Below are 25,617 nucleotides of genomic sequence, written 5' to 3' on the forward strand. Positions count from 1 at the left end.
AGTATATGACCTTATATCTTATTCCAACTACGCTGGCACCCAATACCGCTCAGCAGGTATTGGCACCACAAATATTGGAGGTAGTCAAACAAACAAATTATTACTTTGTAGAAAATATCCGAACGGCTCGTCGATGTATTAGCGAACTCAAGCTAGGCAAAGTCATTGACGAGCTAGTATTTTTTGAATTAGATAAAGATACCACTTCCGACAAAGTTCGTTCTTATTTTAAACAAATTCCTGCCGATGCAAGCATTGGTGTAATGTCTGAAGCAGGCTGCCCTGGCGTAGCTGACCCTGGCGCTGTTGCTGTACAAATCGCACACGAATTAGGAATAAAAGTATGTCCCTTAGTCGGACCGTCCTCTATTCTGTTGGGTTTGATGGCTTCAGGTTTTTCAGGACAATCTTTTATCTTTCATGGCTATTTACCAATTGATAAAATTGAAAGACAGAAATCTTTAAAAAATTTAGAAAAAAGTGCTCAGAAACTCCAAACACAAATATTTATGGAAACTCCATTCCGTAATAATCAATTTTTGGAGGATATTTTACAAACCTGTCAAGGCAATATTAAGCTTTGTATTGCGAGTAATGTAAGCGCCGAAGATGAGTTTATCCAAACCAAAACTATTTCGGAATGGAAAAAACAAAAGCCCGATTTACACAAAAAACCAACCATGTTTTTGATGAGCGCTTAACGGATAGGTAAATAGACAGTTCGGTATACTAGGTTCCACCATTATATTGCAACATTTACTATTCAGTAATTTTTATAACTTTGTCGATATAGACTTATTCTTACAAGAAAATGATTCAGATAGAAATATTTACATTTAATCCTTTCCAAGAAAACACCTACATTCTATGGGACGAAACCCTAGAATGTGTCATCATCGATCCGGGTTGTCATGTGTATGAAGAACGTAAGGCATTGACCGATTTTATTTCAGAGAAAAAGTTAAAACCAGTCAAGCTACTCAATACACACGCTCATATAGATCATATTTTGGGTAATGCTTTCATCAAAAGAAACTATAACATTAGCTACTTTTTACACGAAAAAGACCTTCCAGTATTAAACACAGCACCTGATAGAGCAGCCTTCTGGGGATTTCCTGCCTACGAGCATTCTTCTGTAGATGAGTATTTGGAAGAAGGTAAAGACATAAACTTTGGCAATAGTACCTTACAGGTTTTCTTTACGCCGGGACACGCGCCTGGGCACGTGGTGTTTTATGCCAAAGACCAAAATTTTGTGATTGGTGGCGATGTATTGTTTAAAGGTAGTGTAGGGCGTACAGACCTACCTTTATGTAGCTTCGCAGATTTAGAAAAAAGTATCAAAACAAAACTTTACACACTTCCCGACCAAACCGTAGTTTACCCTGGCCATGGATCAAGTACGACAATTGGTTTTGAGAAAAAGAATAATCCATTTGTCAGACTTTAAGCACAACATAGCATGTTTTCAATCAAAAATCATATCCCTAATGCTCTCACATGTGGAAATTTACTTTGTGGGATTTTTGGGTTAAATATTGTTCTTTCCACGCCAGATTTTATTGACCAGCCTGACAAATTAATTTTGCCATCTATCCTTATTGGTATGGCATTGGTTTGTGACTGGCTCGATGGTTTTATTGCTCGATTGGTCAATGCACAATCTCCTATCGGTAAAGAATTAGACTCTTTGGCAGATATGGTAACTTTTGGTGTTTTGCCAGCCTTTATCATGCTCAAACTGATTGAAGGAAGTTGCACAACAGGTACTTGTACCGTAGGGTTATTTGGGTTTTATAAACCCTATATTGCTTTTGCGCTGGCTGTATTTTCGGCGTTACGATTGGCAAAATTTAATGTGGATACCCGCCAAAGTCATTCGTTTATTGGAGTGCCTACGCCAGCCAATGGTATGGTAGTGGCGTCGTTGCCATTGATTTTGGTGTATCATCCCGAATACCGTGAATATGTACTCAATTACAATATTTTGATTATTTATTCTATCGTAATGTCTTATTTGTTAGTAGCCGAAATACCCCTATTTGCTTTGAAATTCAAGAACTTTGATTGGAAATCTAATCAGGTTAAATATATCTTTTTAATACTTTCCTTAGCCTTAATTTTGGTTTTCAAGTTTGTTGCGATTCCATTGGTTATCTTTATCTATATCTTGATTTCGATTGCTGATAATTTGATGGGGGAGAAAAAGTAACTATTTCCAAAATCATGAAAAGAGCTTCTTTTAAACAAAAGTTTGAAAGAAGCTCTTTATATTTTAGGTATGATGGATTTCTAATACTTTTTGTTTAAACAAGCACTACCACTGAAAAAGATAATTTTTTCCTACTTTTACACAAAATCTAGACAGAAATATAAACAACTAGCTTTTCGAAAAAGAATAGTCGTTCATTATTTCTGACTAGCATTAACAACAAACTAATTCACTTGGCAAAATATGTATTATTCAAAAATTGTTGGACTAGGACATTATGTTCCTGAAAATATCATATCCAACCAGTATCTAGAAACCATTATGGATACCAACGATACTTGGATTACCGAGCGAACTGGTATTAAAGAACGTCGCTATTTTACTTATGGTAAGGACACTAATGCCTCAATGGCTACCGAAGCCGCTAAAATTGCGATTGAACGGGCAGGATTGACGCCACAGGAAATTGATTTTATTGTGTACGCTACTATTACTCCTGACTACTATTTCCCTGGACCAGGCTTTGTATTGCAACGTAATTTGGGTATGCAAAACATTGGAGTACTAGATATTCGTGATCAATGTTCGGGATTTATATATGCGCTTTCAACAGCCGACCAATTTATTCGTTCGGGGATGTACAAAAACATCTTGGTCATAGGTGCCGAAATACAATCTACTTTCCTCAATCACTCGACTGAAGGTCGAGGCGTTGCTGTAATTTTTGGAGATGGCGCAGGTGCTGCGGTCGTACAAGCAACTACTGACCCATCTCATCGAATTCTTTCGACACACTTACATGCCGACGGAACTTACGCAGAAGATTTGTATGTAAAAGACCCAGGCAGTAGCCGTCCAAAGCGTTTTTATGATGATTTATTTGATGATAAAAATACAGGTGAAGTCATTATGAACGGAAACATGGTGTTCAAACACGCTGTAGTTCGTTTTCCTGAAGTAATTAAAGAGGCTTTGGCACAGAATAGTTTATCTCCTGAAGATATTGACCTATTAGTACCACATCAAGCCAATCTACGCATTTCAGAATATGTTCGTCAACAAATGGGGCTACCAGAGGAAAAAGTGATGAATAATATCCAAAAATATGGAAACACCACCGCAGCTTCCATCCCAATTGCCTTAAGTGAAGCTTGGGAAATGGGAAAAGTCAAAGACGGAAACTTGATATGTTTGGCCGCTTTTGGAAGTGGCTTTACATGGGGCTCTGCTTTGATTAGGTGGTAGTTATTTAATTTGAAAATGTGCTGATTTGAAGACTAATCAATTTGAAGATTTGTCATTTTGAAGATTTGAAAATGTTTCGTAGATAGAGAATAAGGTCGATAAATAGAGCTAAACAACCTCATATTTTTTATCAATCCTTTCAATTATCATTAAATTTCCCAATTAGCACATTTTCAAATCTTCAAATTTTCAAATTAGTACTGTCCTGTTGAGAGTAATACCAAGGTACAAGCTTCTTCTACTTCTATTCCATTATTTTGTGCCAAAGTCTCAAATTCCGCATTTTCGGTTCCGGGGTTAAATACAATACGTTTTGGATGCAAATTCAGAATATAATCATAATATTCAGCCTGATGCTGTGGTCCAATGTACATAGTAACTGTATCAATATTTTCCAGTTCGGGAAAACCATTTTGAATAGGAATAGAAGCCACTTCTCCTTTTTTAATTCCTAACAGCTCTACTTCATGCCCGTGACTTAAAAGCATATTGGTTGCGATGTAGGCATATCTTGCCGAATTATTCGTTGCGCCAAGCACTAAGGTTTTTTTTGCCATAAGTATTTATATATCATCCCCTTACCCTACTACTAAAAGTAATATCAAAGGTAAAAAATATGTAATTTTCAAGAATTTGTTTACTTTTAAAACAAATTTAAGAGAACTAATAGTTTCAGAATTTCTGACATTTGTTATGTTCCATTATCCATTTTTATATTAATCTATGAACATCCCAGATACACATGATGATTTTTGCCAGCTTTGGGCAAACAATCAGCAGCACTTAATTGCGCCCTATCTCAATGGGCAAAGTAACTTTATACCACATCTTTTGCCCGAATTAGCAGTTAAGGTTCCTACCGCCCAGATTGCTTATTTATTAGAAAAAAAATTGGGGCAAACTACTTTTTACCAAGCTATTAACCCCAATAATACTGTCGATAGTCCTGTCAAATCACTACCTGATGGTCAATGGCTCAAAACAGTCAATATGGTCGGCATCAATGTCCGAACTATACAGAGCTTTTGGAATGTAGTAAAATATTCACTTACGCTACCAGCTTCGCAATCCTCGATTCATTTATTACCTATTTGGGAATGTGGCGTGGTAGCAAGTTTGTATGGTATGGCTGGATGGAACATCAATCCAGAGTTCTATGATGCCGAACTAGCTAGTTATTATCCTCATTTGGATACTGTCGAAAAGCAGTTGAAAGTGGTGGTTAATATCCTACATGCTTTAGGCAAAACTGTGGGCATGGATGTGATTCCGCATACTGACCGTTATTCAGAAATTGCTCTTGCCAATCCTCAATATTTTGAATGGTTACAACGGAAAGAATTTGACATAGTAAATCATGAAGAGAATTTACATATACTAGTTCAAGAACGTATTTTTGAGTTCTTACAAAAAGTAGGACCTTCGGTAGAAATACCTTATCCAAACAATGTTCAGGCATTTTTTGACAATACTCAAATAAGCGAATCAGACCGAATTTTGGTATTATTTGGTCAGAAAAAAGACCTTTGGGGACGCAATGGACGACGTAATCAGTTTATTAGTTATTTGTTTGAAGAAGGTTATGAGCCTGTGCCTGCCACTATGGCGCCACCGTATCGTGGTTTGGTTGTAGACCCACACGATGAGGCAAAAACTGTAGATGAAGATGGTAGAGTTTGGCGTGATTATGTGATTGCTAAACCACAAAATATGTCACGTGTTTTTGGGCCTTTGGGAAGATTTAAACTCCATGAAGCCAAAAATAATAATGTCGATTGGGAGATAGATTTCGAAAAGCCCCGTGTAGAAGTTTGGGAGTATGTGGCTAATCGTTACTTATCTTTTGCACTCGATTTTAATTTTGATTTCATGCGTGGCGATATGTCACACGTGCAAATGCGCCCTGAGGGTACACCTCCTAATCCTGATTTGTATTACGATATTCACAAATACATTAAACATTATATTCGTCAACATAAACCTTCGTTTGGATATTTTGCCGAAAGTTTTTTGGCTCCTCCTAACGAAATGGCCTACGGTATAGAAGAAGAACATTTGGAAGGTTCAGATACTGATTCTACCCTTGGCGACTTGCAATCTATGGTGGTAGGTTCGCCAAGATTTATTGCAGAATTTGCTCGTTATCATGAATTGGCACAAACTCGCAGTTTTGCACCCAATTTTACCATTATCACAGCAGATAAAGATGACCCTCGTTTCGATGAATTTTATCTTAAAGGGAACGAATTACGTCTTTTTATGGCCTTATTTCTGACCGATATGCCATCGTACATGAGCTTGGGCTACGAACAACGTGACTCACATCCTACACCTGCTCCAAACGAACATTACACTAAATTGTATGTATTTCAGCTTGAGAAAGGACCAAAAGCCACTCATAGCCCGTACATTTGGGGTAAAAACGGACAATTATTTCATAATTTAGAGCAAATCAAAATAATTGCTGACCAATTGATGCCAAGGATCATACATCAAAAAATAGAATGGTTGATTCCGCCATCGATTCAGAACCAGCACAAGGTTATTGCTTGGAAAATTGAGGGAGAAACCAATTACGTATTTCTAGCCAATCTGGATATTGAGCAACATATTACTGCTATTGAGCTAAAAGGTATATCAAACGGTACAGAACTCATAAATATTTTTTCAACTTTTGCATCTCCATTGCAAAACATTAAGCAATCAAATGGAGGTTTTATCGTTAATAGCATGTTAGCAGGAGAATGTAAAATTTTTAAATTATAAGCAATTTTTAATTCTCTTTTTAATATATTTACTCAGGCAGTTCGTTATATTTATGACGAATTGCTTGAAACAAAATCACTAATTTCAGAGTTATTCTAGAGTGCTATAATTTGATTAGACCTAACCCAATAAAATGACTAACTCTCGTAATCTTATTGTTGGATTGCTCGCTACAATAAATCAATTATCATTGACACTATTTGATTTGTGGTTATTAAATGATGCACCAAATGCTATCAAAATAAATAGTATTGGGGTTAAACTTCAAAAAATAACTCTATAAATCACTTTAATTACGTTACTTACTTTATAAAATTTAATTGATTAGAAATAAACCAATCACACAATAGGTTTAAATCCATCTTATTTGTATAATCCTTAATCTTTACACCCATGACAGAAAAGAAAACAGCGTTGAAAATCAACAAAATCAGTAGTTTCTGGAACGAGAAATGGGTGGATATTCCGTTCACTGAAGTAGAAAATCCTCCTCGTTATCAGGTATCCAACTATGGAAGACTTAAAAGTTTCCAAAATGACCCTGTAAATGGCGAAATTATTGCTGGCTCCAAAATTCAAGGATATAAATCATTGAATATCAGAGCAAAAGGCAATAAATCTTTAAATCGCTATGTACATAAACTTGTGGCTGAGTTTTTCTTGAAAAAAGACTCGGATGAGAAGAAATTTGTGATTCACCTCGACCACGACAAGCTTAATAATCATTGGGAAAATTTGAAATGGGTTACACGTGATGAAATGACCATTCATAACCGTGATAATCCAGCCGTGAGAGACAAAGTTATTCCAAGAAGAACCAAAAACTATAAGCTCACAGAAAGTAAGGTTTTGATGATTAAAAAGATGCTTCGTTCAGACAAAAACCGTCTGAAAATGATTGCAAAGCAATTTGGCATCACTCACACCCAACTTAACCGTATTCGCTCTGGTGAAAACTGGGGCCATGTAAAATTGGATGATGAAAAATAAAAGCGGTCGGAGTTAATCTCCGACCGCTTTTATTTTATAAGTATTACCTCAATTCAACATTTATTGATTCAAAGGTAAAGTAAAGTAAAACGTAGAGCCTGAGCTAGTTTGTGTGTCAAACCAAATACTCCCTTTGGCGTTGTCTACTACCCATTTTGCCAATGCCAAACCTACGCCAGAGCCTTGTTCTTTAGTACTAAAATCAAGCATAAAAATCTTACTTCGGTCTTCTTCAGGAATACCTATACCGTTATCGGTTACACTAAACGTTATGGCTTCAATACCTCTAATTAAACGTACCGTAATAATGGGACTACGGTGTGAAGGCACTGATTGAATCGCATTCACTATCAAGTTTTTGATAATATTCCCAGTAAGATGCTTATCTCCTACTACATAAATTGAATTGGCAGGAATATCTTTAATCAAACGAATTGTCTTATCTTCTAAGAATAGATTAATCACCATGGTGGCTTCTGCAACAATGTCAAAAACCTCTTTCTTAGGAATAGGCATTCTGGCAAAATCCGAGAAGGAATTAGCAATATAAGATAGATTATCTATTTGACCCGTAAGTGAATCTATTTGGTCTTTTATCTGAACAGCATCAATCGTTACCCCACGCGAAAGTTTATGTTGCAACAATTGTAAAGATAACTTCATTGGTGTCAAAGGATTCTTGATTTCGTGTGCTACTTGTTTTGCCATTTGTTGCCATGCCGACTGCTTATTTGAATCTGCCAAAGCAATTTTAGACTCCTCTAGCTTAATAAGCATTTGATTATAAGCTTTAATCAAAACCCCAATTTCGTCGTCTGAGCGCCAACTTAATGCCTCATTAGTTTTGCTCAAATCTATTTTTCGCAGTTTATTCGTAATAATCCGTAGGGGTACAGTAAGTGCATTAGAGGCAAAAAATGATAAGAGTAGCAAGATCACAAATATAGTAGTAAAGGCATTTAGCAAAGAGCCAATCACGGCGCTTACTTCTTTCTCATACCATACTTTTGAATCATAAAAAGGAATACTGATGATACCCAACAAACGACCTTCATTGGAGCGCATTCCTAAAAATGAGGTTGTAAAAGTTAGATTACCTAATTGTTCGCTCAAGCTGACTTTTAATTCTTTTTCTTCTATCAATTTTGTGTATGCCAAGGGATTCAAGTATGTTGAAACCATGTTGGTTTGATAGATTAAGTTTTTATTAGTTGCTAATAGCTTTCCTGTTGTATCAAAAATACTGACGAATTTTTTACTATTCGAAACAATTTTTATCAGCGTATCTGACAAAAACTCTTCGCTCATTTTACCTTGAGCGTATTTTTCTACTGCTGGCCATACGCTAATACTTACATTTTCAGTTTGGCTCAAATAGGACTGCGATTGGCTTTCTGCCAATTTTGTTCCTATAATACTTAAAGTAATACCCACCACTAATATCAATGGAAGCAAAAAAGCGACATTCAAATAAATCTGTATTTTCGTTGCCAAACTCACATTCATACGAGTAAAACCATATCTGACCGAATACAGCAACATCACACAGATAATGGTAACCACCAATACCAAAAACAAGAATGAAAAGTTTGAATACAATCCAGATGGAGTCATTTCTTCTGAAGAAACAATAATCTTTCTATTGTTTTTTCCTGTTACACCCAAGTGTTTGTACCCGTTGTTGGTAAGTCCTTCGGTAAACAAAAAAGGATTATTCAAAACTGACAAAGGCATTTTACGCTCATAGTTATAGCCTTTCCCACCAGAATTAACAATATGTCCGTTTTCATAGACCGCAAAGCTGAAATTACCAAGTTCTAATTGGGAACCATCAGACATCGTCAAATCAGAAAAAGCATCTTTTGTGATACCGTCTCTTTCTCGAAGATCTAAAACAATATAGCCTACCTTATCTTCAAAATTAGTTGCCAAAGGAATAAACTCTACATATTGTTTTACAAATCCGTTGCGAGGTTCATTAATAAAAAATAAGTCAGGATAATTGGTTTTGTATTTTAATCTATTGTACTCTTTTTCGTACATGGCATAACTAGAAGAGCCATCAACGTTAGAAAGCGAATTGCCCGCTGGGTCGAATACTGATATCTCTACATCATAATAATCGAAGTAGTTATCTAATAAAGACTTTTTGAAATAATTCTGCACTTCTTCTCTTGGCAAAACAGCCTTCCGGGCAATTCTCAACAATGCCGTATCTTCTTTGACTTGAGTCGTAAGTTTGCTCAATAAAAACTCTCCTATTTCATCATTTTCAGCTAAATATTTCTTTCCCAATTGTTGTTTCATAACCAAGTCTCTTCGAATAGCTTGTTTATATACCACATTGGTAGCCATAGCTGCACAAATAATCGATGCCGAAAAGAAATAGATGGTAGTTTGGTATCGAAAAGTATATAGATAACGAGGAAATTGCATCCAAGTTATGAGTCCAATATATAATCCGTGTAAGCTTAGAACGCCAATGCCAATATCAAAAAACAAGGCCCAGAACACCATACAAAACAAGGATATAACAAATAGTATACCCATATAAACCAATGGCTTAGTAAGCCTTAAAAGCTTAATAAACAAATTGATAAATACATGTGTTGCCAAGAAATACACTAAGCTTACCAGCAAAAATATACCAATACACGAGGTTTTGAGGGGTCTATCCCAAAAATCAATGCTTAGAGAAATATCGAGTCGATACTGAGAAAAAATATAAATATTTACAAGAACAAAATAGAGGCTTTTGTAAATATAAAAACTTAAAAATACTAAAATACTTGCTATAGTTATTTTTAGACTTTGGGACACGTGCATCACCCAAAGATAAAACTTCATTTTGTAGTAGTAATTGACCAAATATAGTAACAAGAAAAATACTACTATCAAGTTAAGCATCAAGTCTCCTAATGAAGGGACAATCGCCGATGAAGCATAAAACTTGGGATTAAAGAGGTTACTTTCATAGAAAATAAAAGGCAACGAATAAAATAACATTATCCCTCTGAGCCCCAACAAGAAAACACCTAATAATACAAAAGCTTTTTCGTATTGATGTTCATGGTTGAGTACCCAAATAACACTTAGTACAAATACTGTTAGTAATAATAGACCCAATACCCCCAGCACAATGACATTGACAGGTATTGATTGATTTTTTAAACTATCAGCTTTAGGTGGAGTAACAACAAACAAAAATATTTGGTCTTCGGTATGAATATTTAAGTGTGGGTTATTAGATTTTTCGACACTTAAATTTTGAGGATCAATTGAAAAAATAGAAGGATTATACGTAGATTTCAAATGATTGGTTTCGGATTCGTACAAGCGAAATAACTCTATCAATGAAAATATCTCGTACCCCCCCGACTGTCCATGATTAACAACAAATTTATTTCTATCTATCTCAAAAGAACGTGCAGTATAAGTTCCTCTTATTTTTTCATATTCAGGCACAAACCTTGAATCTGACCAATAAATTAGTTCGTGATTTTTAAAGATAAAATACGGATGTGCTGCCTGAACAGCAAATTGAGAAAATTGAGGCTTCGCTCCTAGTGTTTGTAGCGTAGCAATTATTTTTCGTAAATCTTCCTGCGAAACATTTACCTCTTCCTGAACTTTCTGTTGGACGTCATACAGATACTTATCTTCAGTAGCACTTACAGGTCCTTTTTCACTTAAAAAATAGACCAAAAATGCTAAACTAAAAGTCAGTAAAGCTAGTCCAAGAAATATTTTTCTTTTTTGTACTATAAATCTTATGAAGGATTGTAAATGTATTACCATGTATGACGCTTATCTCTTTAATGATGTTTTGCAATTGATTTGGATTCTATTATCTCAAAAATAAGCAAGTAACTTGGATTCTTTGAGTAATTCATGATGAAACTGTTTAAATGGCGTTGAAAACAGCTTTTCGTTTATGAACTAGCGTTAAAAAAAATAGGCAGACTCTAAGAAGTCTGCCTTTCCTTTAGTTTTTAATCTATATCTTAAAAGATAGCTTGAGCTATCTTTTGTGTACTTTCTGATTTTGACATGGTATAAAAATGCAAAATTGGAGCCCCAAAATCTATCAATTCTTTACATTGTTGGATACACCATTCAATACCAATTTGTTTGACATCTTTATCTGATTTGCAAGTATTTACGGCATTGACTAAATCAATCGGAATATCCAAATGGAATATTCTTGGTAATACTGTCAACTGCTTACGGGTAGCCAAAGGTTTGAGTCCCGGAATAATAGGAACATTGATTCCTTCTTCACGGCATTTTTTCACAAAATCAAAATACTTTTGATTATCAAAAAACATTTGTGTTACGATATAATCGGCTCCTAATGCTACTTTTCTTCGCAAATATTCAAAATCAACTTGGAAGTTGGGAGCTTCAAAATGTTTTTCAGGATATCCTGCCACACCTATACAAAAATTTGTTGGCGAACTTTCCGTTTCCTCATGCAAAAGCTTTCCTTGATTCATACTTACTACTTGTTCGAGTAATTCGCTAGCATAAGCATGACCGCCTTTTTCTGGCACAAAAGCTGCGTTACCTTTCACGGGGTCGCCACGTAATACCAATACGTTATCGATACCAATGTAGTGCAAATCAAATAAAAAGTCTTCGGTTTCCTCTTGCGTAAAACCTCCACAAATCACATGTGGTACAGCATCTACCTTGAAGCGATTCATAATCGAGGCACAAATACCAACTGTTCCTGGACGTTTACGAGTAGGTATTTTCTCAATTCTTCCATTGACTACTTTCTCGATAAACTCTTCTCGGTGATAGGTCACTTCAATAAAAGGAGGCTGAAACTCCATCAATGGTTCAATATTATTCATCAATGTTTGAATACTTTCGCCTTTTACGGGAGGAATAATCTCAATTGAGAAAAGTGTTTTCCCTTTTGCTTCTTCTATATATTGGGTAATTTTAGTCATTTGTGAGTTGTAATTAAAAATTAAATCTATTGTTGTAATTCAAGTACCAAATTTTCCCATTCTTTTTCTAGTGAATAAGATGGCATTTTGGATTTGGCACGTGAGTACCAATAGTTGGCATTCCAGTTGTCGCCTTCTTTACGATGCAAATATGCGTGCAAACGATCATAAGGTTGACTTCCTTCGTTTGACTGAGCTATTTCGTGGGCCGATTCCCAATCGCCTTTTGCATCATACCAAAGAGCTTTCAGAAATATATTGCATTCCTGAGGAGGAAATTCTTCCGACAAGGTGTTTTTCAAATAAGAGGCTGTAATCATTGTTGTGTATAGGATTCCATTTTAAAGTTGGAAAGTTACGCTATATGGTCAATTCAATAAAATATTTTACAGAAAATCTGATTGCAAGTATTAATTTTGGCACAAAAGGAATTCCACCCCCTCCCTTGACTTTTACACACTTTTTTGTACCTTGTTTGTGAGACTTTCTGACATAAACACGTCTTAAGCTTACTAATTGGCTTTTAGATTTATTCGAACCTTTAATATTCAACCCGAACCATGAAACACATTTTCCTAGCCTTTATTACACTCCTAGGCTTTGAAGGTTTTGCCCAGACAAATCCTTCTTTTTATTCTAAACAATTACAGTTTCCACGTGTGCGAGAAGCTGTCAAACTCAAAGGAAAGGCTGTGGAGGATTTACTAAAAGCAAAGGGTATCAATACGCAAAAGTATGATATGTTTATTCGGGCCTTCAAGAAAGAACGAATCCTAGAAGTTTGGGTCAAAAACCAAGAAAGTACACAATATACTTTAGCCAAAACATACGATTTTTGTGCTACCACAGGTGTATTAGGCCCCAAACGCCGTTCTGGCGACCGACAAATGCCTGAAGGTTTTTATAACGTGAATGCTTTCAATCCTCAAAGCGAGTATGTGTTATCGTTTCGAGTAGGTTATCCCAATGCCTCCGATCTCAAATTTGCCGACCCAATCAACCCTGGCGATAATATCTTTATCCATGGCTCATGCCTGACAATCGGCTGTATTCCTGTTGGTGACGAACTTATCAACGAACTATATCTGTTTGCGATTAAAGCAAAAAATAGCGGCAATGATATTCCTGTGCATATCTTCCCTACAAAATTGAGTGATGAAAATTACAGTGCTTTAAAACAAGAATTTAGTTCAAATAACGACTTAATCGAATTTTGGTCTTGGTTAAAACCAGGGTATCAGTACTTCGAAACTACTCACAAACTTCCTAAGGTGACGATTGCGTCTGATGGGAAATATGTTGTTAACTAAATAACAAAACCAAGAACTTAGTATTTCTATAAACAACAGGAGGCACGATAAAGCTCGTGCCTCCTGTTGTTTATAAGCGATATATCTCGTAATATTCGAAACTAATACCTTCATTCATGCCCTGAATCAAATCATTTTATGAAAAAAAATATATCTATTGATGCTATCAAAAAGTTTGGATTTGAGTTTTTATCTATCTTTATTGGTGTTTTTGCAGCCTTTGCACTCGATAACTGGAACGAAACTCGGAAAGATAAATATGTTGAAATCAAGATTTTATCAGAAATCAATAATGGTTTAAAACAGGACATTCAAGATATAGAGCTCAATGTGTTGGGACATAATCAGGGAATTGAAGCTACCACTTTCTTTCAAAAAGCTATATTATCACTCCCTATCAATCATGACTCGACCAATGTTTACTACTTTCGATTGTTTCGTGATTTTATTTCAACCCAAAACTCTTCTGGTTATCAGACTCTTAAGTCGAAAGGATTAGAAATCATCGATAATGATTCCCTTAGGTCACAAATACTCTCTCTATATGAAAACGACTATAATTCTATTAGAAAATTAGAGGAGGAATATTCAGAATTACAATTTCATAAAAACTACTATTCTAAATTTAATGACAACTTTGCCGAAAATTTGATTTTTGACACTAAAGGCGTGGTAACAGGTATTAATAGCCCAATTGTTCTTACTACTAAACAAAAAAACATTCTACTTCTTGACCTTTACAGAATCAAACGAAATAGAATGTTTGTGTTGAATATTTACGAAGATATCATTGTAAAAATCAAAGCTCTTCAACTAAACATTGAGGAGGAATTACACTAAAGTGTTTTGCTTTTTAAAACGTATATCTGAAAGATAAGGCAAATTCATCGCCCCAAAAACCAGAATAATTGATAATGTTTACAGTAGGTTTCCAGTCTAAACTTATCGCTAAAGGGATAGTTCGAACTTTGCCTTCCAAACCCAGAATACCGTCTAGACCCAAAACTGTACGCTTATCGCCAGTCAACCAACTTGGTCTGTCGTCGCCCCATGTGTAGACGTGCCCACCACCACCAATAAACCAGTTGAAATCTCTCGAGTTAAAGGCCCTTCCATGAACCTCATACAAGCCTGTTAGACCGAATCCACGATAACGGAAAGTACCAATTGCTTCAAAAGCGGCATTGCCATTCACAAAGGTTTTGAAAGTGATTCCATTAGCAGCTCCCAAGCGTAAGCCCAATGCCGACTTGTATAATTGTGCGTGAGAACGTTGACTAAAAGCCGTCATTAACGCCAAAACAAGGATAAAAGAAAAGAATTTAGTTTTCATAAATTAAGGATATTTAAGCAATAAAATTAAACGTACAAAAGCAGAGAATTTCTTAAATAAAGATAAAATTCATTATTTATTATTTAGAATTGAGTATTCGGACTATTTTATCTCAGAACAAGTTGCTTGAGTTCGGCATCTGAAACAGTCAAAAGACCAACTTTAGGCAAGCGTTTGGTCATCTCTAACCAGTTCATATCCTTACTATAAATTTTTTTAAGCATCGTCACAGCTTTTTTGATTTCGTGGCTATTTGCCAAAGCTATAGCTGTCCAATATTGCATTTCTAAGTTATTAGGAAACATTTTCATAGCTGCGCCATATTCTTCCATTGCCTTTTTCATATCATTTTTTTCAACAGCCAAATCTCCTTCATTCATGTGCTCGTAGGCTCTTTGCACTTTCAGTAATCTAGCCAGCTCAACTAGGGGCAATATATGGTCATCTACTCGCAAATCGACTTTGTGATTATCATCCCAAGGCTTTCCTGTGTCTGTAGCATTTACCACTAATAATGCAGCAGATTGTTTTCCTCGAATATCTCCTCCAACAGCTTGAGCTGCTTCCATTGCTTTTAAAACTCTTTCGGCAAGTGGTAAATTAGCACTTGATTCAAAAGCTTTTGCCATAGCAGCAGGTACTTTATCGGTAAGCATCATATTACTTTGTACCGAAAACTGGGTGCCTTTCACATGTCCTGCATAATCAACACAGTTTTTGCCTGTGTGCACTGCTACATTTCCTTTGGCATCCACAATACCCACTTGACGAACCTCCTTTCCTTGATCATCCGACAATAAAATATCCAATACATCTTGCGCATTTTTCCCTTCCTTAAGCAAAGTCAAGCCTCTGATGCCAAAAGACTTGTTCACAAAACTTTGTGTGGCAATAGCTCCAACACCAGCTTCAGCCCACGAAACTGTTGTACCAACACTGAACCAGTGGCTTTGTACACCAACCGCCATATCTCCAGTCTTAGGGTCACGTGCTACAATTGAAAAAGTATGAGCAAACGCTTCTTTATGTTGTGTTTTTTGAGCTACACTAGCCCAGCTCGTAAGGCAAAAGGTCATTAAGTAAAATAGTTTTTTCATTATTGTTTGTTATTTGAAGTTGATTTAAAATTTGTATTGCAAAAGAATTGTTGGAATACACATTACAAAGGGTGAACATCGGAGCATAAAAAAGGTTATCAAAACATTATTGATAACCTGAAGTATATTATTTCTTAAGTCTTTCTACTGCTTCTTTTAAATCCGCGGGTACGTCGATTCCAAAGCTATCATAAGGCGTTACTGCTACCTTAATTTTGTAGCCATGAGCCAACCAGCGAAGTTGCTCCAGCGATTCGGCTTTTTCGAGTGTGGCCATGGGCAACGATGTTATTTTCCCTAAAATATCACGACGGTAAGCGTAGATTCCAATGTGCTTATAAAAATCATGTGTATGTAACCACTGACTTTGCTCAACCCCACGCAAGTGCGGAATCGTTTGACGTGAAAAATAGATAGCTTCATTCAGTTCATTAAAAATTACCTTCGGAGTATTGACGTTAAACAAGGTAGTTTCATCTTCAATTTTTTTGATTAAAGTTGCTAACTCAGTATCTCCATCTAAACAACCCGCCAAAATTTCAATTTGCTTCGGTTGAATAAATGGCTCATCACCCTGAATATTAACCACATAGTCAAATACATTGCCTGATTTAGCCTCTACATTTTGTAATGCCTCAAAACAGCGATCTGTGCCACTTGGATGCTCGGTAGAGGTCATCACTACCTCTCCTCCAAAAGCAAGTACATGTTCAAAAATTCGCTCATCGTCAGTCGCAACCACCACTTTGGTCAGTACTTTGGCTGAACTAGCTTGCTCGTAAACACGTTGAATCATTGATTTACCTCCAATATCCACCAAAGGTTTGGCAGGAAATCGAGTAGAAGCATATCGAGCTGGAATTATTCCAAGAATTTTCATACAATTAGTTTTCAATAAAATGAGCTTAATTTTACATTTCTCTCGGTACTTAAACAAGAGTTTGAATTATTTGTTATCTCTACGAATACTTAAATATCAGTACTGAATTGGTAACCCTAAATATAACTTTTTATTTATCAACACTTTACACTAAAAACAGAGTGAATATTATTTATATTATTACTTAAGTTAGTGGGCAAAAATCACTTAATTTTACCTGCTTTAAGCTCTAGGCTTTATGCCGTAGGCTAAAAGTTAAAAAGTATTTCTTATGAAATAATAGAAGTATTATGCCTAATGAAGCAGCATTAGATTATTTCAATTGTTGATAAACAAAAAATTAAACTTAAAACTCAGCATTCACAATTCTGTACTTATGCTTAAATATTCCTAAACAAGATTTATACAAAGTCTAATACTATATACGTTTTTGGCATCAGAATTGATTATTAATTGATATTTGAGATGACAAAAGTATTTTTTAATCAGGGCGTTAAATTTAAGGAAAGGGTATTGATAAATAAAATATTTTGTTAGTAAAGTCTTAATTTTGCGTTAGGATGATAGCTTAACAAATGTTGAGTATTTGTCAAAAAAGTAGAGACACCAACTATCTCTCCAAAAATTAGGAGTACATTATTCATACCTAAAACCTTTTTTCTTCGTTAATCAATTACTTGTTTGTGAAAAAACTATTTGCATTTACATTTCAAGAAAAAATCTGGAATATTCAACTTAGTGAACACCATTTGGTTGCAGAACTAAGGAATGAAACACTTCGAAAAGTGGAGCTCATTTGCATAGATTTAGTCCATGTGGCACTAATTTGGAAGCAAGCCAGTCCAATCAATACATGGTGGCAAAGTCTCGGAAAACTCAATAATAATCTAGTGGAGCTCATCGAGTTTTCGGAAGAAACAAAGCCTCAAGTTACTCAAAAACATTACTTAAACATACAAACAGGCGAGCTAACAGAGTATATACCTCAAGTACCAGATAATTTTTCCAGCCAGACTTATCGTTATTTGCAACCAGTCCATTACACTGAGCAAAACGAGCATTTTCCAGCAATTCATCGATTCCTTTACCGTTTATTAAATGTTGATATTCAAAAAGGAGTAGATTATTTAGAATATAAAGACAAGATTATTATTTCTTACTATCTTTACCAAGAAAACAAGCTCTGGAATTACCTTCTAGTTGTGAACAATCGTAAAGAAGTATTGCTCAACGAATTACTTACTGAATCAGAGGGATTAGGTCTCGGCACCTTCACTGTTAAACCAGAAATTTTACTATATGTTAAGAACAAAAGCCAATTACACGGTTATGAGCTCAATTAAAAAATCCATTAGTGAATTAACATTTACCTGCTTGGTTTTGACAGGTTCAGCAGTCGTTGCCGAAGCCAAAGAGGTAGTAAAAGATTCTTTGGGTTTGATTAGAGAAGGAGACAAAACTTTTGTTAAATATAAAGTGGATCCTAAGCAAACTTTGTTCTCAATCGTAAAGAGATTTGGAAGTAATGTGCCCGAATACAAAGCGGCAAACCCAGGTGCACCAGACGGTATCAAGGTTGGAGATATTCTGAAGATTCCATATAATAAATCTTTACGTACTATGGGTAGCTCATCTTCTGCGTCGATACCTCCTGTACGTAAGCCTGATCCAACACCACAATATCCAACAACGCCACCTCAACAACAAGCGCCTTCTAGTACAAGTGCTCCTAAAATGGTTACGCACCTTGTAGAACCAGGACAGGGATTATACGGAATTGCGGCAAAATACCATATTGCAGTAGCAGACATTCGTAAATGGAATAGCCTATCTTCTGATAATTTGGAAGTAGGGCAAGTCTTAATTATCGACCCAGCTGAAGCCAACAAAAGAAATAATACCGAGGCTAGAAATTTTATTCAAAAGGTAGATGTTCAGCCTAATTATCCAACTACCACCACCAACAATCAGCCAGCTACAAGTGTACCAGTGAACACTGCCGAACCAGAGGTAAAACTGTCTTCAGAGGTGAGTCGTTCGCAATCAGGATTTAAGAAAACAATTGAAACAGGTTTGGCTGAGCTAATTGATGTAGAAGACAAATCGGGAAAATACCTAGCGTTACATCGCTCTGCTCCAGTGGGAACTTTAGTGAATGTAAAAAACGTTGCTAATGGACAAAGTATTTGGGTGAAAGTTATCGGTCGTTTGCCAGATCTTGGTGCCGACAAAGTGGTGATTAAATTATCGCCTCGGGCTTTTGAAAAACTCAATCCCGTTGACAAACGAATCAAAGCAGAAATTAATTATATGACTCCTTAATTCGAGCAAGGGATATTTACGGAAGTAACTATCCCTTGTTTGTTTTTATATTATGCCAAGACAAAAAAGACCACTGACAACTGGAGGAATCATTTTTAATATCCTCTATACATTAGCTTTTCCAGCTATTGCTACTTTTGCATTTTTATATACTGTATTGGTTTGGATATTATCTATTCCATCCAAAATTATTGCCTTTGTGGCATCAAAAATCAAAAAATAGCAAGCTTTAACTCCTAAGAATGAACTCATTTGTGATAGAACTCTTGGAAGAAAAATTCCAAGAGTTTAACCAACCTAATTTTATACCCAACGACCCTATCTGTATTCCTCACTCTTTTAGCCAAAAACAAGATATTGAAATTATGGGATTTTGGGCCTCAATACTTGCTTGGGGGCAACGCAAAACCATTATCAATAAATGCAATGAACTTGTTACTTTGATGGATGGTGCGCCACATCAGTTCATTATCCAACATCAATCTTCTGACCTAAAACGTTTCCTCAATTTTAAGCATCGAACCTTCAATGCTACCGATACCCTCTATTTTATCGAATGGTTTAAAGAATATTATGCAAAATATGACTCCTTAGAGGATGCTTTTGCACGATTTTTGCAAGAGACTGACTATACAACAGAAAATGCACTGATTGGCTTTCATCAACTATTTTTTAGTTTGGAAGACTATCCGCAAAGAACCCAAAAACATATCGCAACGCCATTGCGAAAATCTACTTGTAAAAGAATTAATATGTTTTTGAGATGGATGGTTCGCCAAGATGACAAAGGTGTTGACTTTGGTATTTGGCATCGTATCAAACCTGCGCAGTTAATCTGCCCATGTGATGTTCATGTTGACCGTGTTGCACGCAAATTAGGTTTGATTCAACGTCAAAATACAGATTGGCTAACAGCATTAGAACTTACCGAAAATTTAAGAACTCTTGACCCAAACGACCCTGTTAAGTACGATTTTGCTTTATTTGGCCTTGGTGTAGAAAAAGAAATGTAGGTTTCCGCCACAAAATCTACAATACTTTTATTTTTTCATTGATATTTAATAACAACATCTTTAGACTAAAGGTATGTTACTTTTGGAAAACTATGTTTTTCCAAAAGTAAGTAATAGTGCACAACAAAATTGCGCTATTACAAAGTAGGCTATAAGCTGTAGTATTAGGTGTGTAATATATTTTTTTCAGAAAATATTATTAGGTTTTAGCTTATTAAAGCAGATAAAATCAACCTTAATATTCAGTGCCTTAGGCTATAGAATAAAAGATTTACCAACGCTAAATACTAATAGTTAATATTAACTGCTACTTGAGTTAGTGGGCAAAATAAAATTTAAGATTGGGCTTTGGGCTTTCAGGTAACGGCTTTCGGCGGTGGGCTTTGGAAAAAAGCTTGGCTGTGGTTATTAAAAAATATTTTAACACTCTGTACCTTGTGCCTGTTGTCTAGTGCCTAAACACATAACTTAAATCTTATTCTGCACGATTACTTGAGTTAGTGGGCAAAATTAAATTAGTTTTACCTGTTCTAGGCTTTAAGCAATATGCCGTAAGCTAAAAGGCTAAAAGTGTTTCTAATAAATTCATTAATACACTTTTGCCTAATGCCCATAGCTTATAACCTAAAGCATATTAATTCAATTTTATTTTGCATTATTACATACATTTTTGTACTTCTATAGTGTATGCTACAGAAGCTTGCTTCCTATTTTAAAGTAGTTTAACCATTAATTTTTATGACCGTAATTCCGAACTTATTAACTCCTCTGCTCCTCTATTTTGACACAACAGTAATGAACTTAGGCTCTTTATGCCTATCTGTATTGATTAAAATAGCTTAAACCACACTTGTAGCATCTAACTTTAATACATGAAACTGATTACAGCGCTATTACTGTTTGGTTCGATGTATGCCAGTGCCCAAAGTATCCAACATGTTGATTATAAAATCGATAACGACCAAGTTGTTGTTGATTATGACCTTGTAGATGGCAGTGCACAAAATATATCCCTTCAATACAGTATCAATAACTCCATTTGGAAAAGTGTTCCATTACATGCCTGTAATGGCGACCTCGGAATTGTAGAAACGGGCAAAGGCAAACGCATTATTTGGCTACCACTTACACACCTCGAAAATCTTTCGGGTCAATTAAAAGTAAGGGTATATGGCACCAACCTTCCACAAAGTATCAATACCTCTATGCTTTTAGTCAAAGGGGGCTTGTTTATCATGGGAAATCTTCAAGGAAAAGAAGATGAAAAACCTATTCGATATGTAAAAATTAATAACTTTTACATAAGCAAATTTGAAGTAACCGTTAGTGATTTTCGCTCATTTATTAATGCTACTGGTTATAAAACTGATGCTGAAAAAAAAGGAGGAAGCTATATTTTTAATGGAGAAAGATGGGAATTAAAAAAAGGGGTAAATTGGCGGTTTGATCCATCAGGAAGTATAAGAGCTGATATGGAAGACAATCATCCTGTAGTTCATGTAAGTTGGAACGATGCCCAAGCCTATTGTAACTGGTTGAAGAATTCGACAGGTAAAGCTTATAGGCTTCCTACCGAAGCCGAATGGGAATATGTGGCAGGCAATGCCGATAAGCATACCAAATTTAGCTGGGGCAATTATCAGCCTTTTAATATTCGTGTGAGTAATCTTGCAGACGAAAATACAGCAAGCGTTTTAAAATGGACCAAAAGTAGTGATAGAATTTTTTGGGGATATCAAGACGGATTTGTATTTACAGCACCTGTTGGCACTTATACTCCCAATGAGTTGGGCGTGCATGACCTAACGGGCAATGTAGCCGAATGGTGCTCGGATTGGTATTTATCAAACTACTATAACCAGAACCAAAAAGACAATCCTTTAGGCCCTAATAAGGGGCATAGTAAAATCGTGAGAGGTGGTAGCTGGGAATCTACACCACAAGAAACCCTGACCTCGAGTCGTGACTATCATCCACCAGAATTTCGATCTTGCTTTATTGGGTTTCGCATCTGTTATTCAGAACCCTAAATTTATAGGTAATACGGTAAGTAGAAAATAAAATCTGCATTATATCAACCTGAAAATAAAGACAATAAGCCTAAGATTCTTTGCTTCAGCACTACTACCTACTACTTTACTTTCAGTTTATTTTTAGCATTATTCTAAATCATCCTTATCTCATGAGAATACTGATATGTTTACAAATTTTATTCCTGCTCACTCTAGGAAAATTTGATTCAGAAGCACAATATATCTCGATTCAGGGCATAAGTCCTGTACATACGGTTAATATTACAAAGAAAACCACCACCAATAAACAAACTACACCCGCCAGTGCATCACCCATAACGCAATTATCTCCGACAACAAACCCTGTTGTAGGTGCAAATCCTTATCTCAGCAACACGCCTATGCCAACTAAAGGACGACGTATTGCATTACTAATAGGGAATGGTACTTATAATTTTGGTGGTAGTTTAGGGGAAAATCCAAAAAACGATGTTCAGGATTTAGGAAAAGCACTAACAGCATTGGGTTTTGAAGTAAAGATATTAGTTGATGCTAACCTACAAAATGTCAAACAAGCAATTAAAACCTTTCAAGAAAAAATTACCGGAGCCGAAATGGCAACTTTTTTCTATGCAGGCCACGGAATGGAAATTGCAGGTAAAAAATATATTATTCCAGTAGATGCCCAACTTAAACGCCCTGAAGATTTAGATGACTTTGCCTACAATATTGATTTCTTGTTTAGAAGACTCAAAACTGGTGGAGCCAAACATAATCTGATTGTATTGGACGCCTGTAGAAACGACCCTTTTCAAATTCAAGCAAGAGCCAACTTTGAAACAGAACGTGCTTGGAAAGATGCTAATCTTTTTACCCCAATACAGCTCAATAGATTTAATGCGGGTAACGTATATTTGGCAATGGCAACAGATTGGGGTAATAAAGCCAAAAATGGATATGGTAGAAATGGGGTTTATACAACACAATTATTAAAATTTCTGAGATCTGGAGAGCGCCTTGAAAGAGTTTTCGATTTGACAGGAATCCAAGTTAAGAGAGAAACTCAAATGGAGCAAAATCCTCAGTTTTTCAAAGAAGTATCCATTGCCGATGAATTTATTTTTTAGTTTTTTCTACTGAGTGATTTATGATTGAGTGTATGAGTGATTATTTTTAATCTACATTTTACTAGTAGAGACGCAATCCTTTGCGTCTAAAGAGTTATCATGTTGAAATATAGTATCAAAAAAGCGGTCGAAAATTATTTTTCGACCGCTTTTTGACCATAAGCCTAATCCCAAAATTCGGGATGACTCATCTGTATTTTGGTCTATTTATTCCGAATTTTCTCAAAATATTCTTTCTTTTTGATTCCCTGTTGCATGAGTTTTAGGTCTACATTTGTGCATAACGTTTGCTTTTATGACGTTCAAAATCAATGGATTTATCTGCATCGTTATTACATTTTTCAATTTCTATAAATTCTAAATCTCATGACTCAACATACACATACGTCACATGGTCACACCTGTTGCCATGACGACGAACACGCTGAACATACCCATCATAATCACGAGCAAAACGGGCATGACCATGCTGGACACTCTCATGATGGAGAAGTATCTTTTCTGCCTGCCATTATTTCTTTCATTTTATTGGGTATTGGTCTGACACTCGACAATTGGATTCAGCCTGTATGGTTCACTGGTTGGACACGTATGGTTTTATACTTAATTGCCTATATTCCTGTGGGCTTGCCTGTTATGAAAGAAGCTTGGGAAAGTATTTTGAAAAAAGATATTTTCTCCGAATTTCTCTTGATGAGTATTGCTACTGTTGGAGCTTTTGGCATTGGCGAATATCCTGAAGGGGTGGCAGTAATGCTGTTTTATGCTGTGGGAGAAAGCTTTCAGTCATTGGCAGTAAAACGAGCCAAATCCAATATCAAAAGCCTCCTCGACCAGCGCCCCGACACTGTGACCATTTTAAAAGACAACCAACCTATTGTAAAACAGGCCTTTACTGTTTCAGTTGGAGAAATTATCCAATTAAAAGCAGGCGAAAAATTGGCCCTAGATGGAGAATTGCTTTCCGAAACTGCCACTTTCAACACTTCCGCCTTGACGGGCGAAAGTAAGCCCGATACCAAGAGAAAAGGCGAACCCGTATTGGCAGGAATGCTAAATCTAAACTCGATTGCTTTAGTAAAAGTTACGACAGCCTATCAAGATAGTAAATTGAGTAAAATATTGGATTTAGTTCAAAATGCTACTAAGCAAAAAGCGCCTACGGAACTTTTTATTCGGAAATTTGCTAATATTTACACTCCAATTGTAGTAGGTTTGGCGGTAGCGATTACGCTTCTGCCCTATTTGTTCGTTACTGAGTATCATTTTCAAGAATGGTTGTACCGTGCGTTGATTTTCTTAGTTATTTCTTGTCCATGTGCTTTGGTCATTTCTATTCCGCTAGGGTATTTTGGAGGTATTGGTGCTGCTTCAAAAAATGGCATTTTGTTTAAAGGAAGTAATTTCTTGGATGTAATAGCCACCATTCAACATGTCGTAATGGATAAAACGGGCACACTTACCGAAGGGGTTTTCAAAGTACAAGAAGTCGTAATTAAAGATACTTTTAACAAACATCACTTTCTACAAATGGTGAATGCGTTGGAAAGTAAAAGTACGCATCCTGTCGCCACAGCAATACATGAATATGTTGGAAACATTGATTACAATATCGATTTACAAGATATAGAGGAAATTGCAGGATATGGTCTCAGCGCAACAGTAGAGGGTAAAGAGATTCTTGTTAGCAATTTTAAATTATTAGAAAAAAAAGGTATTTCGTTTGATATTGACCCTTCTCAAATAGTTTATACCGTACTCGCAATTGCCTATGCAGGTCAGTTTGTAGGCTATATCACTATTGCAGATAGTATCAAATCTGATGCCTCTTTGGCAATACAACAACTTCATAAGTTGGGAGTAAAAACAACCATGTTGAGTGGCGACAAAAATTCGGTTGTTCAATACGTAGCCCAACAAATAGGCATTTCGACTGCCTTTGGAGATTTGTTGCCAGAAGATAAAGTCAATCAGGTAAAAGCCATCAAGGCGCAACAGGAAACAGTGGCATTTGTTGGCGATGGTGTAAACGACGCTCCAGTAATTGCCTTGAGCGATGCAGGAATTGCGATGGGTGGCTTAGGCAGCGATGCCACTATCGAGACCGCCGATATTGTGATTCAAGATGATAAACCTTCAAAAATTGCCACTGCTATTACCATCGGCAAAGAAACCAAACGTATCGTATGGCAAAATATCACAATGGCATTTGTGGTAAAAGCATTTGTACTTATGCTAGGTGCAGGAGGATTAGCTACTATGTGGGAAGCGGTTTTTGCTGATGTAGGTGTGGCATTGCTCGCTATTTTGAACGCCATTAGGATTCAGCGCATGACATTTCAATAGATT

22 protein-coding genes are annotated in these 25,617 nt (G+C 36.0%); 15 read left to right on the forward strand and 7 right to left on the reverse strand.

Annotated elements, in window-relative coordinates:
• Window positions 1-5: 5 nt before the first annotated feature.
• The 4 genes from QM491_RS03730 to QM491_RS03745 all read left to right on the forward strand — a co-directional run bounded on the left by QM491_RS03730 (window position 6) and on the right by QM491_RS03745 (window position 3,460).
• Window positions 6-701, forward strand: coding sequence for an SAM-dependent methyltransferase (locus QM491_RS03730; RefSeq protein ID WP_283325896.1), 696 nt, complete (start codon window positions 6-8; stop codon window positions 699-701).
• A gap of 110 nt (window positions 702-811) precedes the next feature.
• Window positions 812-1,453, forward strand: coding sequence for an MBL fold metallo-hydrolase (locus QM491_RS03735; protein WP_283325897.1), 642 nt, complete (start codon window positions 812-814; stop codon window positions 1,451-1,453).
• A gap of 12 nt (window positions 1,454-1,465) precedes the next feature.
• On the forward strand, window positions 1,466-2,215 hold the full coding sequence (locus QM491_RS03740) for a CDP-alcohol phosphatidyltransferase family protein (protein WP_283325898.1): 750 nt from the start codon (window positions 1,466-1,468) through the stop codon (window positions 2,213-2,215).
• Window positions 2,216-2,458: 243 nt separating this feature from the next.
• Complete coding sequence (locus tag QM491_RS03745; RefSeq protein WP_283325899.1) at window positions 2,459-3,460, forward strand: beta-ketoacyl-ACP synthase III; 1,002 nt, start codon at window positions 2,459-2,461, stop codon at window positions 3,458-3,460.
• Window positions 3,461-3,654: 194 nt separating this feature from the next.
• Here the strand turns inward: QM491_RS03745 and QM491_RS03750 are convergent, their stop codons facing one another.
• Window positions 3,655-4,017 carry a CoA-binding protein gene (locus tag QM491_RS03750; protein WP_283325900.1) on the reverse strand — a complete coding sequence of 121 codons (363 nt, stop codon included), beginning with the start codon at window positions 4,015-4,017 and terminating at the stop codon, window positions 3,655-3,657.
• A 166-nt stretch (window positions 4,018-4,183) separates the two neighbouring features.
• On the opposite strand from QM491_RS03750, the gene QM491_RS03755 reads away from it, so the two are divergent.
• Both QM491_RS03755 and QM491_RS03760 read left to right on the forward strand, forming a co-directional pair.
• Window positions 4,184-6,226 (forward strand): hypothetical protein, encoded by a 2,043-nt coding sequence (locus tag QM491_RS03755; protein WP_283325901.1) that lies wholly within the window; start codon window positions 4,184-4,186, stop codon window positions 6,224-6,226.
• A gap of 393 nt (window positions 6,227-6,619) precedes the next feature.
• The gene (locus QM491_RS03760; RefSeq protein ID WP_283325902.1) at window positions 6,620-7,216 is read left to right on the forward strand and encodes an NUMOD4 domain-containing protein; all 597 of its coding nucleotides are present in this window, start codon (window positions 6,620-6,622) and stop codon (window positions 7,214-7,216) included.
• Window positions 7,217-7,276: 60 nt separating this feature from the next.
• On the opposite strand, the gene QM491_RS03765 is transcribed toward QM491_RS03760, so the two are convergent.
• The 3 genes from QM491_RS03765 to QM491_RS03775 form a co-directional block, all read right to left on the reverse strand.
• Window positions 7,277-11,014, reverse strand: a complete 3,738-nt coding sequence (locus tag QM491_RS03765; protein ID WP_283325903.1) for a sensor histidine kinase — start codon at window positions 11,012-11,014, stop codon at window positions 7,277-7,279.
• Window positions 11,015-11,220: 206 nt separating this feature from the next.
• A complete protein-coding gene (gene metF / locus QM491_RS03770; RefSeq protein ID WP_283325904.1) occupies window positions 11,221-12,174 on the reverse strand; it encodes a methylenetetrahydrofolate reductase [NAD(P)H] in 954 nt (317 codons plus the stop codon).
• Window positions 12,175-12,200: 26 nt separating this feature from the next.
• A complete protein-coding gene (locus tag QM491_RS03775; RefSeq protein ID WP_283325905.1) occupies window positions 12,201-12,494 on the reverse strand; it encodes a hypothetical protein in 294 nt (97 codons plus the stop codon).
• A 240-nt stretch (window positions 12,495-12,734) separates the two neighbouring features.
• On the opposite strand from QM491_RS03775, the gene QM491_RS03780 reads away from it, so the two are divergent.
• Together QM491_RS03780 and QM491_RS03785 are read left to right on the forward strand one after the other, a co-directional pair.
• Window positions 12,735-13,484 carry a L,D-transpeptidase family protein gene (locus tag QM491_RS03780; RefSeq protein ID WP_283325906.1) on the forward strand — a complete coding sequence of 250 codons (750 nt, stop codon included), beginning with the start codon at window positions 12,735-12,737 and terminating at the stop codon, window positions 13,482-13,484.
• Between the two features lie 138 nt (window positions 13,485-13,622).
• A complete protein-coding gene (locus QM491_RS03785) occupies window positions 13,623-14,324 on the forward strand; it encodes a hypothetical protein (protein ID WP_283325907.1) in 702 nt (233 codons plus the stop codon).
• 13 nt (window positions 14,325-14,337) lie between these two features.
• Here the strand turns inward: QM491_RS03785 and QM491_RS03790 are convergent, their stop codons facing one another.
• The 3 genes from QM491_RS03790 to kdsB all read right to left on the reverse strand — a co-directional run bounded on the left by QM491_RS03790 (window position 14,338) and on the right by kdsB (window position 16,794).
• A complete protein-coding gene (locus tag QM491_RS03790) occupies window positions 14,338-14,817 on the reverse strand; it encodes a hypothetical protein (protein ID WP_283325908.1) in 480 nt (159 codons plus the stop codon).
• A gap of 107 nt (window positions 14,818-14,924) precedes the next feature.
• Window positions 14,925-15,914, reverse strand: a complete 990-nt coding sequence (locus QM491_RS03795; RefSeq protein WP_283325909.1) for a DUF1028 domain-containing protein — start codon at window positions 15,912-15,914, stop codon at window positions 14,925-14,927.
• Between the two features lie 127 nt (window positions 15,915-16,041).
• Window positions 16,042-16,794, reverse strand: a complete 753-nt coding sequence (gene kdsB, locus QM491_RS03800) for a 3-deoxy-manno-octulosonate cytidylyltransferase (RefSeq protein ID WP_283325910.1) — start codon at window positions 16,792-16,794, stop codon at window positions 16,042-16,044.
• A gap of 683 nt (window positions 16,795-17,477) precedes the next feature.
• Between kdsB and QM491_RS03805 the strand changes: the two genes are divergently transcribed.
• From QM491_RS03805 to QM491_RS03835, 7 genes are all read left to right on the forward strand, one after another.
• On the forward strand, window positions 17,478-18,137 hold the full coding sequence (locus QM491_RS03805; protein ID WP_283325911.1) for a DUF4905 domain-containing protein: 660 nt from the start codon (window positions 17,478-17,480) through the stop codon (window positions 18,135-18,137).
• The gene (locus QM491_RS03810; protein ID WP_283325912.1) at window positions 18,094-19,116 is read left to right on the forward strand and encodes a LysM peptidoglycan-binding domain-containing protein; all 1,023 of its coding nucleotides are present in this window, start codon (window positions 18,094-18,096) and stop codon (window positions 19,114-19,116) included. Before QM491_RS03805 ends, QM491_RS03810 begins: the two co-directional genes overlap by 44 nt.
• Before the next feature lie 52 nt (window positions 19,117-19,168).
• Window positions 19,169-19,339: a hypothetical protein gene (locus QM491_RS03815; protein ID WP_166553315.1), complete on the forward strand. Its 171-nt coding sequence runs from the start codon at window positions 19,169-19,171 to the stop codon at window positions 19,337-19,339.
• Window positions 19,340-19,358: 19 nt separating this feature from the next.
• Complete coding sequence (locus QM491_RS03820; RefSeq protein WP_283325913.1) at window positions 19,359-20,129, forward strand: TIGR02757 family protein; 771 nt, start codon at window positions 19,359-19,361, stop codon at window positions 20,127-20,129.
• Between the two features lie 872 nt (window positions 20,130-21,001).
• A complete protein-coding gene (locus QM491_RS03825; protein ID WP_283325914.1) occupies window positions 21,002-22,159 on the forward strand; it encodes a formylglycine-generating enzyme family protein in 1,158 nt (385 codons plus the stop codon).
• A 152-nt stretch (window positions 22,160-22,311) separates the two neighbouring features.
• A complete protein-coding gene (locus tag QM491_RS03830) occupies window positions 22,312-23,268 on the forward strand; it encodes a caspase family protein (protein WP_283325915.1) in 957 nt (318 codons plus the stop codon).
• 366 nt (window positions 23,269-23,634) lie between these two features.
• Window positions 23,635-25,614: a heavy metal translocating P-type ATPase gene (locus QM491_RS03835; protein ID WP_283325916.1), complete on the forward strand. Its 1,980-nt coding sequence runs from the start codon at window positions 23,635-23,637 to the stop codon at window positions 25,612-25,614.
• The last annotated feature ends 3 nt before the right edge of the window (window positions 25,615-25,617 follow it).

This window comes from Flectobacillus longus, assembly GCF_030056705.1.
Lineage (GTDB): Bacteria > Bacteroidota > Bacteroidia > Cytophagales > Spirosomataceae > Flectobacillus > Flectobacillus longus.

Bases quoted from the DNA above. Each gene is read 5' to 3' on its own strand.
- QM491_RS03730 (WP_283325896.1), top strand. From the start codon at position 6: ATGACCTTATATCTTATTCCAACTACGCTGGCACCCAATACCGCTCAG.
- QM491_RS03745 (WP_283325899.1), top strand. From the start codon at position 2,459: ATGTATTATTCAAAAATTGTTGGACTAGGACATTATGTTCCTGAAAAT.
- QM491_RS03820 (WP_283325913.1), top strand. From the start codon at position 19,359: ATGAACTCATTTGTGATAGAACTCTTGGAAGAAAAATTCCAAGAGTTT.
- QM491_RS03750 (WP_283325900.1), bottom strand. From the start codon at position 4,017: ATGGCAAAAAAAACCTTAGTGCTTGGCGCAACGAATAATTCGGCAAGA.
- QM491_RS03830 (WP_283325915.1), top strand. From the start codon at position 22,312: ATGAGAATACTGATATGTTTACAAATTTTATTCCTGCTCACTCTAGGA.
- kdsB (WP_283325910.1), bottom strand. From the start codon at position 16,794: ATGAAAATTCTTGGAATAATTCCAGCTCGATATGCTTCTACTCGATTT.
- QM491_RS03835 (WP_283325916.1), top strand. From the start codon at position 23,635: ATGACTCAACATACACATACGTCACATGGTCACACCTGTTGCCATGAC.
- QM491_RS03790 (WP_283325908.1), bottom strand. From the start codon at position 14,817: ATGAAAACTAAATTCTTTTCTTTTATCCTTGTTTTGGCGTTAATGACG.
- metF (WP_283325904.1), bottom strand. From the start codon at position 12,174: ATGACTAAAATTACCCAATATATAGAAGAAGCAAAAGGGAAAACACTT.
- QM491_RS03795 (WP_283325909.1), bottom strand. From the start codon at position 15,914: ATGAAAAAACTATTTTACTTAATGACCTTTTGCCTTACGAGCTGGGCT.
- QM491_RS03755 (WP_283325901.1), top strand. From the start codon at position 4,184: ATGAACATCCCAGATACACATGATGATTTTTGCCAGCTTTGGGCAAAC.
- QM491_RS03740 (WP_283325898.1), top strand. From the start codon at position 1,466: ATGTTTTCAATCAAAAATCATATCCCTAATGCTCTCACATGTGGAAAT.
- QM491_RS03735 (WP_283325897.1), top strand. From the start codon at position 812: ATGATTCAGATAGAAATATTTACATTTAATCCTTTCCAAGAAAACACC.
- QM491_RS03765 (WP_283325903.1), bottom strand. From the start codon at position 11,014: ATGGTAATACATTTACAATCCTTCATAAGATTTATAGTACAAAAAAGA.
- QM491_RS03785 (WP_283325907.1), top strand. From the start codon at position 13,623: ATGAAAAAAAATATATCTATTGATGCTATCAAAAAGTTTGGATTTGAG.
- QM491_RS03815 (WP_166553315.1), top strand. From the start codon at position 19,169: ATGCCAAGACAAAAAAGACCACTGACAACTGGAGGAATCATTTTTAAT.
- QM491_RS03760 (WP_283325902.1), top strand. From the start codon at position 6,620: ATGACAGAAAAGAAAACAGCGTTGAAAATCAACAAAATCAGTAGTTTC.
- QM491_RS03775 (WP_283325905.1), bottom strand. From the start codon at position 12,494: ATGATTACAGCCTCTTATTTGAAAAACACCTTGTCGGAAGAATTTCCT.
- QM491_RS03780 (WP_283325906.1), top strand. From the start codon at position 12,735: ATGAAACACATTTTCCTAGCCTTTATTACACTCCTAGGCTTTGAAGGT.
- QM491_RS03810 (WP_283325912.1), top strand. From the start codon at position 18,094: ATGTTAAGAACAAAAGCCAATTACACGGTTATGAGCTCAATTAAAAAA.
- QM491_RS03825 (WP_283325914.1), top strand. From the start codon at position 21,002: ATGAAACTGATTACAGCGCTATTACTGTTTGGTTCGATGTATGCCAGT.